Consider the following 12,635-nt stretch of genomic DNA (forward strand, 5'->3'; position numbering starts at 1 on the left):
AATCTCACCATTCGCCGTACGGATAGGTTTTGCCTTTGATAAAGTCTTTTATATTTTGGTCGTAGCCATCAGGGATTTCATAAGACATATCAAGGTTGCTTATCCCCTTACATCCCTCCAGTTTATCCCCATACACAGTTGTTATTCTTTTCGGCTCCACAGGTATGCTCCCATTACCTCCTGAAGAATTTTGAAGCCAGATCCTCACCTTGCCTCCAGGAGCAAGCCCAAAGAGCAGAGTGTTATTCCACGCCTTATCACCATAATGATCTAATCCGGTTGAAACACTCATTTGGTCTCCAAGGGACTCTGGGAAGGTTATCCGCGTTTCATACGTTTTTTTATCGATAATTGAGTCCCAGCAGAAAAGCATAGTGACTGGTGGATGGCGGGCTTTATTGAACTGCGCATGCCGTCTTACTTTATTATTCCATGTACCTACGGTTGCCCAGCTATCATCTACACTGTCGAGAGATCTGAAAGAGTAGACGACCTTTTTGTCATCAATAATACCTACGTAGTTTACAAATGCCGGAAGATCTTTCGGCGTAAAGAAGGCGAATTCCCAAAGTCCATACGGCATTTCCCCGGTTTCTTCGGGAGAAGTAGGGATATTGGAATGGCAGCCTGTTGTCGTAAGCATCATTGTGAAGAAGAATATTTTCCCATATCTCATTTTTTATTTCCGTCCATGTTGTAAGTTGTGCGCTGCCAGTTTTCATCTGGCCGGTTTACGAAACTAAGAATCTCCGACACGGAGGTGCCACCGTAGGGCTTTCTGGTACTATCAAAAACAATGCTGTTCCAGTTTGCCGAGCAATGGATATAGTCCTTGGCAAGAAGGTCAATTTCCGAAGGGGCAAGTTGAGTCGGTGTTAAACCTGAACGGAATGCAGCTGCCGATTCCACCACCTTTGAGCAGAGCGATGTAAGATCGGCAGAGATGATGAGCGCTTTGTCTTCCTTTTTTATCGGCTTAAACACCACACCCGCATCCTTCGCAGCATCGATCATTACCCGCAGCACCACCTTCGACCAGTCGTTCTTCACGATCCGTTTTTTCATCGTCAGAGCAGCAAATGCGCGCTTCTGCATCCCGTCTCTTGGATGGGAAGGTATTCTCGTGTCCTCCCAGGCGTCAGCTGTAATGTCATTAGTGCGAATGAGCGGTGCCGCGACCGCGGAGGATTCGAGTATCGATAGCTGTTCCATGGCATGTCTGTAAGTTCGCGTATCCGCCAGCGGGGTATCCAGCGGCACGGTTACTGCTTCCGGTCGGGTCAGGTAGATGTTTTCCCGTGTCGCAGGCAGGTAGCCGCCGCCAATATCGGAATGCGCGCCGGGCAGAGCCAGCTCCGGCCACGCGGGTTGCACGCTGTTCAGGGCGAAGTTAAAGCGGCACTCGTGCTGCGCCGTGATATGGAAGACTTTCTCCGCCACACCGGGACGCAACACGATATTCACGTCACCGGTATTAGCTGTGTGCGGGTTGAGACCATTTTGCGGTGTCCCAATGGCGGCGACGGTATCGAAAATACCGATAAAACGCGTTTTCCCGGCCGGTGCGCCAGCGTATTCGACATCATTCATTCCGTAGCGAATCGCATTGATAATGGCCCGATCTTCCGTCTGAATGCGATTGGCAAAGTGGCGTGCCGCTGCTGCGCCGCGACTAAAACCGAAGATATCGAACTGGAATTCAGTCACTTTCAAAGAGGGGACGGATGCAAACTCCCTCATATCATCAAAAAACTTTTTAAGTGTCCCGGCAATCTGCTTCACCGCAAGGTCCGTCTTCGCGATCACCCCCGTATCGGCCACGCCTAAACTCAGGCCAATCATGCTGTCCGGTCTGCCGGCTTCGGTGCCAATCCCCTCTACATAAATGGCCGCCTGCGCCTGTCCTGATTCAATCGGGAGATCCGTTTTGTACAACGTATTTAACCAGTGAATATTGGTATACCCGCCGGTATAGCTGGTGGCCCCTGTACCAGAGACGCCCATCTGCTCCTGCGCCATGCGGGCAAGAATGCTTTCTGCATCCGGGTCAGAAATGTCAAAGTGCGCGGCGGTACAGGCGGCGAGCATGTTTTGCGTGTTCACGGCGTTATTACCGGTTCCATCAAAAAACACACCGAGGGTCAGAGCAATATTGCGTTTTTCAGGTTGTTTTATTTCATCGGGTGGAAACAGTTGGTTATAGGCGTCGGGCAGGAGCAGATTGCTGAACTCTGTATTCGCAATAAGATGTTTACTGCGAATATATTCATAACTCACAGTGATACTTTCCGTATCCAGACTGTCTTTCTTATGCGAACTGGTTATCCCCTGAATCGACGCCCCGCGCAGTTCGATATGATAATATTTTTCCTGACGGCCGAAGCGGTTAGTACGGTAATAATCAAAACTGAGCCGCAGTTTTTCATTCTCATTAATGGCGGTGGTCAGGAGTGGCGAGCTTTTGTCGGTCGGTTTGGTGAAGCGCAGGCCCTGGTGATGAACGCCGCCCGCGGTGCTGACGCTGCTGGAGGAGAGCTGATAAACCAGAATTTCGTTTTCATGGCGGTACTGAAAGCGATTACCAATAGATTTTTCTGTTCCACAGCCTGCGGATATTTCCCCCTGACGCTCACCCGTCAGCGTTAAATAGATAACGTTGCTCACTTAATGATGTCCTTATCATTTTCCAACAAAATATATTGCAATCATTAATTATGCTGGACAGCAGTGTAGTCTTTTTTATTTTTACAATATCGCAGCTGAGATCATGAAAATGGAAAGTAAAACGAAAATGAAGGAATGCTATGTGGCCGGAATAAATAAAATACAGAGAGGGTATAAAACCTGAGTCGTGGGTCATCTCCTCCCCGCAAGGAGAGGAGATGACCGCGCAGGGCTAGCCTAACAAATTCTTCACCGTCACCTGATGAACGTTCCCTTGCGCCGCCAGCGCTTGCGTTAGCAGGCCAAACTGCTTACCGCTCCCCGCCAGGGCAACTCCCAGCGCGCGCGCCGTTTCGAGCGCCTCGCCTGGGGTGTAAACCGTCGACATATCCTGAATCCGCGTCGAAACGCGATCCTGGTGAAAATGCAATTTACTGCGCTCGCGGGTGATTTGATCCAGCGTCTGCTGCAGCTTTTTACTGTCGCCGCGCTCCCAGCGGAGGGCCAACTGGCTGATTTCGTCTGCGCGGCTGGTTTCTGCCTGCGGAGCCAGCAGGGTAAAGGCATCCGCCGGGAAGTGTTGCCCTTCGCCGCGCACGCTGAGATGCTGGCTGACGCGCGACCAGCGCGCTTCGTCGACCTGAAAAGCAACTTTCCCCTCAGGGGCGAGCGTCGCGTTGATTCCCAGGCGACCCAATCCCACATTGAGATGGGCCAGGATCTGACGCGGAGACGCCTGCTCGGGCAGCGCCACGGCGGTGAGTTCACGCTGGCCGCCGCCGAGCTGAAATACCAGCGTCTCACCCTGCGGCTGCTCCAGCAGTTTTTCCACGCCCGGCAGGGTGAACGTGACCTGGCTTTTTTGCTGGAGCGTGATGTTGAAGTTCCGATCGATCGTACCGCCCGACAGCTTTCCGCGCTGATTCAGCAGCGTGTTCAGCCCCGACGGCGCAGAGCCGTTCTGATGGCGCAGCACCAGCAGCTGGGTTTCGGTTTCGGACAGATAATTATCCGCCTGCTGAACCGCCGTCAGCTGCTGATTAAGCTGCACGTTATAGCGCAGCGGACGGCGCGACAGCAGCGCCGCTTCAGGAAAGGGCGGCGTCGCACGATTCGGGGTGGCGACGCGTTCTGTTCGGGCAATATGGGCCGGTGCCCCCGGCAACGTCCGAACGGCGGACGCAGTGCTGGAGGCGGTGGTGGTTTTTAATCCTACCTGCATAACCATTACAACATGCTGAAGAGCGAAAGCTGACTGATCATGCTGTACGCTTTGTTAGTGACCTGCACGGAGTTGGTGTACAGCTGAAGGTTGATACTGGTGGTTGCCCAGTCGGTGTCCGACAGGTCGCGCACCACCTGATCATTGGCGGTGCTGACGTCCGTATGAGCATCGCCAAGCATCGTCAGGCGATTCTGACGCCCACCCAGATCGGTAAACATCGCCGCCACTTTGTCGCGCGTGTCAGAGGAGAGCGTCAGCATCTCCTGCATCTCATCCTGATAATCGCTGACCGGAATGTCTGGGTCCTGCATCTTCTCGCTCAGGGCTTTCAGCTTGTTCAGCATCTCCAGATCGCTGCCGTTACCAAACGCCTGCACCACGTTGGTGTTTTCCGTCACGCTCACCCCGTTTGCCACCGTGGTTTCTCGCGAGCCGTCGTTGCCCTGATAAACATATTTCCCCTGCGCCTCGTCCCAGACCACCGGTTTGGCGTCGGTTTTGGTGCCGGAGAAGAGATAGCTGCCGCTCTCATTCTGGGCGTTAATCGACGCCACCAGCGAGTCCAGCATCGACGACAGTTCAGTGCCAAAACCGTTCATATCTTCGCTGCTGTGGGTGCCGTTGGCCGCCGCCAGCAGTTTATCGTTGAGGGACAACAGCTGATTGCTCATCGCGCTGACGTGCGCTTCCTGGCTCGCGAGCGATCCGCTGAGGCGCGAGATGTTGCTCTGATACTGCTTAATGGCCGACTGCTCGCGGTTCAGCTGCACCAGACGCGTGGCGGCAACCGGATCGTCCGACGGGACGTTGATTCGTTTCTGGGTCGCCATCTGTTCCATCAGCTTGCTCATGCGCGTGCCGTTAACGCCAAGCTGCGCCAGCATGGCGTCGGAATTATAAAGACTACTGATTCGCATAAATTCGTTCCTTAACGCCGGTTAAAACATGCCTAACAGGTCAGTAAAAATCTGGTTGCCGGTGGCGATCACTTTGACGTTGGACTGATACGCCTGCATATAAACCTGCAGGTTTATCGCCTCTTCGTCCTGGTTGACGGCACTCAGGTTGTTGCGCTGCAGCTGCGCCTGGTCAAACACCGCCTGCGCCGCTTCCAGCTCGCTTTGCGACTGTTTACTGGCAATACCGATGTTGGAGATGATCGCCGCCGCCCCTTCGTTCAGGCTCATGTTGCCCATCCCGCCGATATCGACCTTTTTATTTTTCAGATCGATCAGTGCCTCAAGGTTGTCGCCATTCCCCTGCTCGTCAGGCTTGCCGGAGAGCGCCAGTTCGTCGGGTTTCAAATCGTTGACCTGCAAAATACCCGCCGGATTGGTGAGATCGAAACTGAACAGCGGTTTGCCCGGATTACCGTTTTTGTCAAAACCCTGCGCCAGCTGATCGTTAAACAGCGTGGCGACGGTTTCTGCCATCCCCTGGACCGAGGCCTGCATGTTCGCCAGTTCACCGGTTTCGTAATCGTACAGCGCGCCAAGCTGGCCGCCCGTCGACGGGTTTAACGAGAAATCGCTGCCAGAAAACGTCAGCGTTAAGACAGAGTTACCGTTGGCATCGGTGCTGGCGCTGAGCTGTCCGGCCACTTTGCCGCTCACCAGCGGCTGGCCGTTTTTCATCGATACGGAGTAGCTGCCGTTGCTGTCTTCCGCCACTTTCACGTCGCTGTAGGTGCTGAGCTGTTTCACCAGCTCGTCACGCTGATCGCGCAGCACGTTGCTGTTGCCGCCCGTCGAGTCCATCTCCATGATTTTTTTGTTGTAGTCAGCGATCCCGGTGGTCAGGGTGTTCATCTGCTCGACAATGGTGTTGCGCTGATTACCGACCGAGGTTTTCTGGCTATTGATGAAGTCGTTCATGTTGTTGAAACGGGTCGCCAGGGACTGCGCCTGGTTCAGTAACTGCTGGCGGTTGGCTTCACTTTCTGGCCCGGCAGTTAAGGCGCCGAGGGCCGAGAAGAAATCGTCCAGCCCGGTGCCGAGACTGGTGGAATCCGTGCCAATCACCTTTTCCAGCGAGCTGAGATACTGGTTGTTAATGCCGTAGTAGTTAGCTTTGCTGTTGCTCTGCCACACCTGGCCCGTCAGGTATTGATCGGAAATCCGGCGGATGCTGTCCACCTGCACACCCGCCCCGGCGGACATACCGCCCGGCCCCATCGTCGTCACGGAGCTTTGGATAATGCCCTGACGGCTGTAGCCCGGCGTCAGCACGTTGGAGATGTTCATCGAGGTCACGCTCATCCCAAACTGCGCGGCCTGCAAGCCGCTAAAGGCAATGTTAATCATGTTCATGGATTACTCCTGCCCGCGACGTATTACCGGGACGACGGGGGGCGTTAATGTCTTTGGATGTTCCTGTAAAGCGACCATTCCCTGCGAATTCTTAAGCGGCGCGCTCTCCTGCGGGCCGAGCTGGGTGATGATCATCTGGGCGATGCCCGTGCTGCGCTGGGAAGCCAGCTCTGACGCCAGTTTGTCATCGTAAAAGTCGCGCATCATGCGCTGCTGCTTGCTGTCGAACGGGTTGTTGTCCACCAGCGCTTCGGAGGCTTTTCGCATTTGCTGGAGCATCGAACGCAGGAAAATACCTTCGAACTGCTCCGCTGCCTGTTCCAGATTCTGCGGTTTTACCTGGCCGGTAAAATCGCCGGGCAAAACGCTGGTCTGGGATTTGATCGCCTGTAGCATTGTCTCTCCTTAAATCACAACCAGTTCGGCATCCAGCGCGCCTGCTTCATGCAGGGCCTGCAGGATCGCCATAGTGTCGTCCGGCGACGCGCCGAGGCTGTTAATGGTATTCACGATGCTGCGCAGGCTGGTGCCTGCTGCAATGGTCACCATCTGGCCGCTGCCGCGATTCACATCGACGTCGCTTTGCGGTGTGACCACCGTCTGACCCTGGCTGAACGCGCCCGGCTGGCTAACGTTCGACGATTCACGAATGGTGACGGTCAGGTTGCCGTGCGACACCGCCGCCGCGCGAACCACCACGCCATCGCCAATCACCACGGTGCCGGTGCGGGCGTTAAACACCACGCGCGGCGGCTGTTTACCGGCGTTGATCTGCACATCTTCCAGCATCGACATAAACGCCACGCGCTCGCCCGCCGGCAGCGGAGCGTTGACCACCACGTTAGTGGCGCTCTGCGCCGTCGCCGTGCCGGAGCCAAAGGCGCTGTTCAGCGCCACCGCCACGCTGTTGGCGGTTTTAAAACTTGGGCGCTTAAGGTTGAGAATCACCTGGTTGTTCTGCTGAAAATCGGACGGCACTTCGCGCTCAACGGACCCTCCGTTCGGCACGCGGCCCACGGTCGGGGTGTTGATGGTGACGCTCGACCCGCTGTTGCCTTCGGCTTTCACACCGCCGACCACCACGTTCCCCTGCGCCAGAGCGTAGACTTCGCCGTCGGCTCCGCGCAGCTGCGTCAGCAGCAAGGTGCCGCCGCGCAGGCTTTTGGCGTCACCGATGGACGAGACGGTAATGTCGATACTCTGCCCGCGCGCGTAGCCCGGCGGCAGCGTGGCGCTGATCGCCACGGCAGCGACGTTTTTCACTTTTGGATCGATTTTGGTCGGCAGCTGGACGCCAAACTGGCGCAGCATGTTGGTCACCGACTGGCTGGTGAACTTCACCTGATTTTTATCGCCCGTGCCGTCGAGGCCGACCACCAGGCTGTATCCCACCAGCTGGTTACCGCGCACGCCCTGAATATCGACCACATTTCCCAGTCGTTCTGCGGTTGCCGCCGTCGTCCACAGCAGCATCAGAAATAGCATCGCTTTACGCATGGCAGACTCCATTAAATCGGGAACAGCGGATGGTTAAAGAAGCGCGTCAGCCAGCCTGCGGAGTTGGAGTCGCTGAGCGCTCCACGTCCGGCGTAGGAGATACGCGCGTTGGCGATCCGCTGGGAGGAGACTGAGTTGTCGCGCTCAACGTCTTCCGCGCGTACCAGCCCGGTCACACGCATGTATTCATCGCCCTGATTAAGGGTCAGCCATTTTTCACCGCGCACGGCGAGCACGCCGTTGGGCAGCACTTTGTAGACCGCCACGGTGATGGCTCCGCGCAGGCTGTTTTGCTGCTGGGAAGTGGCGTTGCCGTTGAAGTTGCGGCTGCCGTCGATGGAGCCGGAAAGCTTATCCACGGAGTGACCAAAGGCTTCCGGCACGCCAATCGAGACGTCATTTTTCTTGCCGAAGTTGGTCCGCGCCTGTTTGCTGGCCTGGGTGGATTCGTCCAGTTTGACGGTCAGGATGTCGCCCACGCGGTAAGCGCGGCGATCCTGCGTCAGGGACCAGTTGTAGTTGCCGTTATACAGCCCGCCGCCCTGCACTTTGGTGGTCGGCATGGAGAAATCTTCTGGCGGCGCGTAGGCCGCGTCATCTTTTTGCACTAACAGCGCCGGGCTTTCACACCCGGCCAGCAGCAGTGCAATACATCCAATAACTAACTGCTTTTTCATTTCTTTTTCACTTCACGCGTTACATCGACTGCGTGACAAATTTGAGCATGTCATCCGCCGCCGAGACCATTTTGGCGTTCATCTCATAGGCGCGCTGAACGGTGATCATATCGACCATCTCCTCCACGACCTGCACATTGGAGCCTTCCAGCGAGCCTTGTTCGAGCTGCCCGAAAGCCTCTTCGCCCGCCACGCCTTCTACCGCTTCGCCGCTGGCCGCCGTTTCGCGATACAGGTTGCCGCCGAGGGCTTCCAGTCCGGCCGGATTGACGAAGTTCACCAGCGTGATCTGCCCAAGCTCGACCGGATCAGCTTCGCCCGCGACCGTGGCCGTGACGGTGCCGTCTTTGCCGATTTGCAGATCTTTAACGTTATCCGGCAGTTCAATCTGCGGCACCAGCGGCAGCCCCTGAGCGTTAGTCAGCAGACCGTCCGGGTTTTTCTGGAAGTTACCGGAGCGGGTATAGGCGATATCGCCGTCGCTGGTTTCAACCTGGAAAAAGCCCTGTCCGGTGATGGCGACGTCCAGCGACTGTCCGGTGTTCTGGATATTGCCGGTGGTGAACTCTTTTTGGGTGCCGACAATTTTGACGCCGGTACCAAACTGAATGCCCGTCGGCGAGATGTTGTTCTGGTCTAGCTGACCGCCCGGCGTGCGCTGATTTTGATAGAACAGATCGGCGAACATCACGCGATCGCGCTTAAACCCGGTGGTGTTAACGTTCGCCAGGTTGTTGGAGATGGCGCTCATCTTCGCGTCTTGCGCGGCAAGACCGGTTTTACTGATCCATAAAGCGGGATTCATCGTTATTCCTTTTGGCTAAACGGGCGAAAATCAGGCGTTACGCAGCAGGCGATTGCCCGCCGTCGCCAGATCTTCTGCCGCCTTCATCATTTTGATTTGGGCTTCGAACTGACGGTTAAGCGCGATGCTGGAGACCATTTCGTTAATCGCCGAGACGTTAGAGGTTTCCAGGTGCCCGGCAACCACCTCGACCTCTTCGGTACGCGGATTGACGTTGGCGTTGGTCACCAGAAAACCGGCGCTGTTTTTGCTCAGCTCGCTGGCGGCGATATCCACCAGCTTGATACGGTCGACGTCCATCGGTGCGGCGATGTCGCCGTCATCCGCCACGATGGTGATGACCCCGTCGTCGGCGATGCTGACGGACGAAAACGGCGGCAGCACGATCGGGCCGTTGTCGCCGGAGACCGGCAGGCCGTCGATGGTCAGATCGCCCTCCGGGCCGACTTCAATCTGGCCGTTGCGGGTATAGACCTCGCGGTTGCCGCTGACCAGCGCAATCAGGCCGCTGCCTTTGACGGCGACATCGAGATCGCGCCCCGTCTCACGCGTTGCCCCTGGCGTCAGATCGACGCCGCCCTGCTGCTGTTGCACCAAGAAACGGGAGGCGTAACCCTCCCCCTGAATTTGCTGCGACATCGCGCTGTCCAGATCGTGACGAAACCCCTGGGTGTTGACGTTCGCCAGGTTGTTCGCGTGGATCTGCTGCTGCGCGAGGCTGCGGGACGCTCCGCTCACGGCGGTATAAATTAAGTGGTCCATTACAGTGCCTGGAACAGCGCCGACATCATGTTGTCGTTGGTGCTGATCACTTTGGTGTTGGCCTGGTAGTTACGCTGCGCCGTCATCAGCCCGACCAGTTCGGCGGTGAGATCGACGTTAGAGCCTTCCAGAGTATTGGAGCTGATCGACCCCAGCAGCCCGGTGCCTGGCGCGCCCGTCAGCGGCGTACCGGAGCTGGCGGTTTGCGACCAGGTGGTGCCATCCTGCGAAGAGAGACCGTTCGGATTGGAGAAGCTCGCCAGCACCAGCTGGCCCTGCAGCAGGCGCTCACCGTTGGAGAAGGTGGCGTAGACGCTGCCGTCTTTGTCGATCATTTGCCCGGTACGTTCCCCGGAGGCGTAGCCGTTACCGGAGTTTTTGCTGACCGAGAAATCGGAGCCAAACTGAGTGGTGCCGCTGTAGCTCAGGGTCAGTTCGATGCCGTCTGCGCCCGGAATACTGGCGTTGATGGTGACCGGGCCGGTCGGCGTCTGCAGCACGCCCTGCTCGGTGAAGGTCATTTTCTCGGTAGTGCCAAGATCCTGATCGTCCATGTAGTAGTGCACTTCCCACTCGTTGTCGGTGGTTTTAACGAAGTACTGCTTCATGGTGTGTTCGCGGCCCAGAGAGTCATACACCTGAGTGGCGTAAGTGTGGTTGTAGGATTTCTCGTCGGTCGGATCGAAATCGGGGTTTTCCGGCAGCTTTTCGTTGGCATTCAGGTTGGCGGTGAAGTCGAGAGTGCTGGTCGCTTTCGCCGGGATAGAGCCGCTGCTGATGGTCAGATTGCCGATGGTCCCGGTCTGCACCACGCCGTTGGCATCCACCGGATAGCCCTGCAGGTACATGCCGAGGTTGTTAACCAGATTACCGTTATTGTCGGTGGCCATATAGCCTGCGCGGGTGTAGGCGGTGGTGCCGGTGCTGTCGCGCATCATAAAGAAGCCGTCGCCATTAATGGCCAAATCGAGGCTGTTGGCAGAGGCAAAAATGGCTCCGCTTTTGGAAATACTCTGCGCAACGGCGGTCACGCCCACGCCCAGCGGCTGACCTTCGGCATACAGGGATGCGAACTCCGCGCGCCCGGATTTAAAGCCCACGGTGCCGGAGTTAGCGATGTTGTTGGAGATCGCGCCGAGCTGTTGGTTGATGGCATTCAGGCCAGAAACTGCAATATCAAAACTCATAATAATTCCTGATTAACTCGTTAATCCCTTCGGGTTTTTGTCGTTCGACTGGCCGAACTGAGTGATGTTGTGGTACGCCACTTCACCGATGCCGCTGATGTTGAGCATGGTCGCAGTGCCATCGAGCGGGATCCGCACGTTGTTCACCACGCCGCCGACTTCAATCGGCACTTTGGCCGGTTCGTTGTCCGTCATGACGGTCATGGTGTATTTTCCCTCTTTCAGCCCCAGCTCTTGCGGGTTGAGGGTGAAGTCCACGGAACCCGCTTCCTGTTTGCCCAGCTCGATTTTGGTCTCGTTGCCGCTTTCGTCTTTGACGATCACCGTGACGGTGTTGGCGGCATGATCCAGCGTCAGGCGACCTTCGATGTTGGTGCTGCCATCACTCTGGAGGGTATCGGTCTGAACCATCACCTTCTGCCCGACCAGATTGCCTGTCGACAGGGTTTGCAGGTTGTCCATCAGCACCGCGTTGTTGGCCATTAATTGCGACATGGTCTCCATCGACTGCACCTGAGTCAGCTGCGCCAGCTGGCCGACGTATTCCGTGCCATCGGTCGGGTTCAGCGGGTCCTGATTCTGGATTTGTGCCACCAGCAGCTGCATAAACAGGTTGTTCATCCCTGCCGCGCTGTTGTCATTGGCGGATACACCACTGTCGTAAGGGGTAGTACCGGATTGAGTGGAAACGCCATTCACGCTCATCTATTACGCCTCGCCCAGACGCAGCAGGCTCTGCTGCATGCTTTTTACATTGTTAAGAACATCGACATTGGTTTCGAAGTTGCGCGACGCAGACATCATGTCGGCCATCTCTTCCACCACGTTGATGTCCGGATACCAGACGTAGCCGTCCGGGTTCGCCATCGGGTGATGCGGTTCGTACCGCTGCACCGCGTTGCCGGATTCCACGACGTCCATCACCTGCACGCGGGCACCGGACAAACCGTTGTTGTTCATCAGCTCGTCGTTCTGATACACCGCCGCGAACACCGGGCGGCGCGCTTTGTACACGCCCGCTTCTGCCGTCGCCGCGGTATCGGCGTTGGCGAGGTTACTGGCGACGGTATTCAGGCGGACGGTCTGTGCCGTCATGGCCGAGCCTGACACTCGGTAGATATCGGTAAAAGCCATTTATCGTTACCTGATTCAATTACTTACCTTCAATGGCCTTCTTCAGACCAGTGAATTTCATATTCAAAAACGCCAGGCTCATCTGGTAGTCCTGAACGTTTTTGGCAAACTCTGTTTGTTCCACATCCAGCGCAACGGTGTTGCCGTCCGAGGAGGGCTGATAGGGCACGCGATACATCTGTTGCGCCGTCGAGCCGGGAAAGAAATCCCGCTGCGAACGTTGCATCTCCGCGGCAAAATCAATATCTTTAGCCTGGAAATTGGGTGTATCGACGTTAGCCAGGTTTGCTGAAAGCAGTTCCGCCCTGGAAAGTCGAAGTGCTACAGCTTGCGGATGAACGCCCAATGCCTTATCAAAACTAATACTCACAACTC

At 56.4% G+C, this 12,635-nt stretch carries 14 protein-coding genes; all 14 read right to left on the reverse strand.

The features are described from left to right. Positions 1–4: 4 nt before the first annotated feature. On the reverse strand, positions 5–676 hold the full coding sequence (locus DAI21_RS02770) for a DUF2931 family protein (protein ID WP_107702442.1): 672 nt from the start codon (positions 674–676) through the stop codon (positions 5–7). Then, the gene (gene tssD / locus DAI21_RS02775) at positions 673–2,664 is read right to left on the reverse strand and encodes a type VI secretion system tube protein TssD (protein ID WP_107702443.1); all 1,992 of its coding nucleotides are present in this window, start codon (positions 2,662–2,664) and stop codon (positions 673–675) included. Before tssD ends, DAI21_RS02770 begins: the two co-directional genes overlap by 4 nt. A 232-nt stretch (positions 2,665–2,896) precedes the next feature. After that, positions 2,897–3,892 (reverse strand): hypothetical protein, encoded by a 996-nt coding sequence (locus DAI21_RS02780; protein ID WP_107702444.1) that lies wholly within the window; start codon positions 3,890–3,892, stop codon positions 2,897–2,899. Beyond that, positions 3,892–4,806: a flagellar hook-associated protein FlgL gene (gene flgL / locus DAI21_RS02785; protein WP_100778013.1), complete on the reverse strand. Its 915-nt coding sequence runs from the start codon at positions 4,804–4,806 to the stop codon at positions 3,892–3,894. The genes DAI21_RS02780 and flgL overlap by 1 nt, the downstream gene beginning before the upstream one ends. A gap of 21 nt (positions 4,807–4,827) precedes the next feature. Beyond that, positions 4,828–6,198, reverse strand: a complete 1,371-nt coding sequence (flgK, locus tag DAI21_RS02790) for a flagellar hook-associated protein FlgK (RefSeq protein WP_107702445.1) — start codon at positions 6,196–6,198, stop codon at positions 4,828–4,830. A gap of 3 nt (positions 6,199–6,201) precedes the next feature. Then, entirely contained in the window at positions 6,202–6,594 is a 393-nt protein-coding gene (locus tag DAI21_RS02795) for a rod-binding protein (protein WP_107702446.1), read from the reverse strand. A 9-nt stretch (positions 6,595–6,603) separates the two neighbouring features. Next, entirely contained in the window at positions 6,604–7,695 is a 1,092-nt protein-coding gene (locus tag DAI21_RS02800) for a flagellar basal body P-ring protein FlgI (RefSeq protein ID WP_181827182.1), read from the reverse strand. Positions 7,696–7,706: 11 nt separating this feature from the next. Continuing rightward, positions 7,707–8,372, reverse strand: coding sequence for a flagellar basal body L-ring protein FlgH (gene flgH / locus DAI21_RS02805; RefSeq protein ID WP_100778017.1), 666 nt, complete (start codon positions 8,370–8,372; stop codon positions 7,707–7,709). A gap of 19 nt (positions 8,373–8,391) precedes the next feature. Further along, complete coding sequence (gene flgG, locus DAI21_RS02810) at positions 8,392–9,177, reverse strand: flagellar basal-body rod protein FlgG (protein ID WP_100778018.1); 786 nt, start codon at positions 9,175–9,177, stop codon at positions 8,392–8,394. Positions 9,178–9,207: 30 nt separating this feature from the next. Beyond that, positions 9,208–9,939, reverse strand: coding sequence for a flagellar basal body rod protein FlgF (locus tag DAI21_RS02815; RefSeq protein ID WP_100778019.1), 732 nt, complete (start codon positions 9,937–9,939; stop codon positions 9,208–9,210). Next, a complete protein-coding gene (gene flgE / locus DAI21_RS02820) occupies positions 9,939–11,126 on the reverse strand; it encodes a flagellar hook protein FlgE (RefSeq protein ID WP_100778020.1) in 1,188 nt (395 codons plus the stop codon). Before flgE ends, DAI21_RS02815 begins: the two co-directional genes overlap by 1 nt. 12 nt (positions 11,127–11,138) lie before the next feature. After that, positions 11,139–11,831, reverse strand: a complete 693-nt coding sequence (flgD, locus tag DAI21_RS02825; protein ID WP_100778021.1) for a flagellar hook assembly protein FlgD — start codon at positions 11,829–11,831, stop codon at positions 11,139–11,141. A gap of 3 nt (positions 11,832–11,834) precedes the next feature. Next, positions 11,835–12,260, reverse strand: a complete 426-nt coding sequence (flgC, locus tag DAI21_RS02830; protein WP_100778022.1) for a flagellar basal body rod protein FlgC — start codon at positions 12,258–12,260, stop codon at positions 11,835–11,837. A gap of 19 nt (positions 12,261–12,279) precedes the next feature. Beyond that, positions 12,280–12,630 (reverse strand): flagellar basal body rod protein FlgB, encoded by a 351-nt coding sequence (flgB, locus tag DAI21_RS02835; RefSeq protein ID WP_107702447.1) that lies wholly within the window; start codon positions 12,628–12,630, stop codon positions 12,280–12,282. Positions 12,631–12,635: the final 5 nt, after the last annotated feature.

The organism is Lelliottia sp. WB101, from assembly GCF_003051885.1.
In the GTDB taxonomy this organism is placed as follows: Bacteria; Pseudomonadota; Gammaproteobacteria; order Enterobacterales; family Enterobacteriaceae; genus Enterobacter; species Enterobacter nimipressuralis.

What these genes read in the sequence shown, in the direction of transcription:
- DAI21_RS02800 (WP_181827182.1), bottom strand. Translation starts at nt 7,695, where the DNA reads ATGCGTAAAGCGATGCTATTTCTGATGCTGCTGTGGACGACGGCGGCA.
- DAI21_RS02780 (WP_107702444.1), bottom strand. Translation starts at nt 3,892, where the DNA reads ATGGTTATGCAGGTAGGATTAAAAACCACCACCGCCTCCAGCACTGCG.
- DAI21_RS02815 (WP_100778019.1), bottom strand. Translation starts at nt 9,939, where the DNA reads ATGGACCACTTAATTTATACCGCCGTGAGCGGAGCGTCCCGCAGCCTC.
- flgD (WP_100778021.1), bottom strand. Translation starts at nt 11,831, where the DNA reads ATGAGCGTGAATGGCGTTTCCACTCAATCCGGTACTACCCCTTACGAC.
- DAI21_RS02795 (WP_107702446.1), bottom strand. Translation starts at nt 6,594, where the DNA reads ATGCTACAGGCGATCAAATCCCAGACCAGCGTTTTGCCCGGCGATTTT.
- flgE (WP_100778020.1), bottom strand. Translation starts at nt 11,126, where the DNA reads ATGAGTTTTGATATTGCAGTTTCTGGCCTGAATGCCATCAACCAACAG.
- flgL (WP_100778013.1), bottom strand. Translation starts at nt 4,806, where the DNA reads ATGCGAATCAGTAGTCTTTATAATTCCGACGCCATGCTGGCGCAGCTT.
- flgK (WP_107702445.1), bottom strand. Translation starts at nt 6,198, where the DNA reads ATGAACATGATTAACATTGCCTTTAGCGGCTTGCAGGCCGCGCAGTTT.
- flgC (WP_100778022.1), bottom strand. Translation starts at nt 12,260, where the DNA reads ATGGCTTTTACCGATATCTACCGAGTGTCAGGCTCGGCCATGACGGCA.
- flgH (WP_100778017.1), bottom strand. Translation starts at nt 8,372, where the DNA reads ATGAAAAAGCAGTTAGTTATTGGATGTATTGCACTGCTGCTGGCCGGG.
- DAI21_RS02770 (WP_107702442.1), bottom strand. Translation starts at nt 676, where the DNA reads ATGAGATATGGGAAAATATTCTTCTTCACAATGATGCTTACGACAACA.
- flgG (WP_100778018.1), bottom strand. Translation starts at nt 9,177, where the DNA reads ATGAATCCCGCTTTATGGATCAGTAAAACCGGTCTTGCCGCGCAAGAC.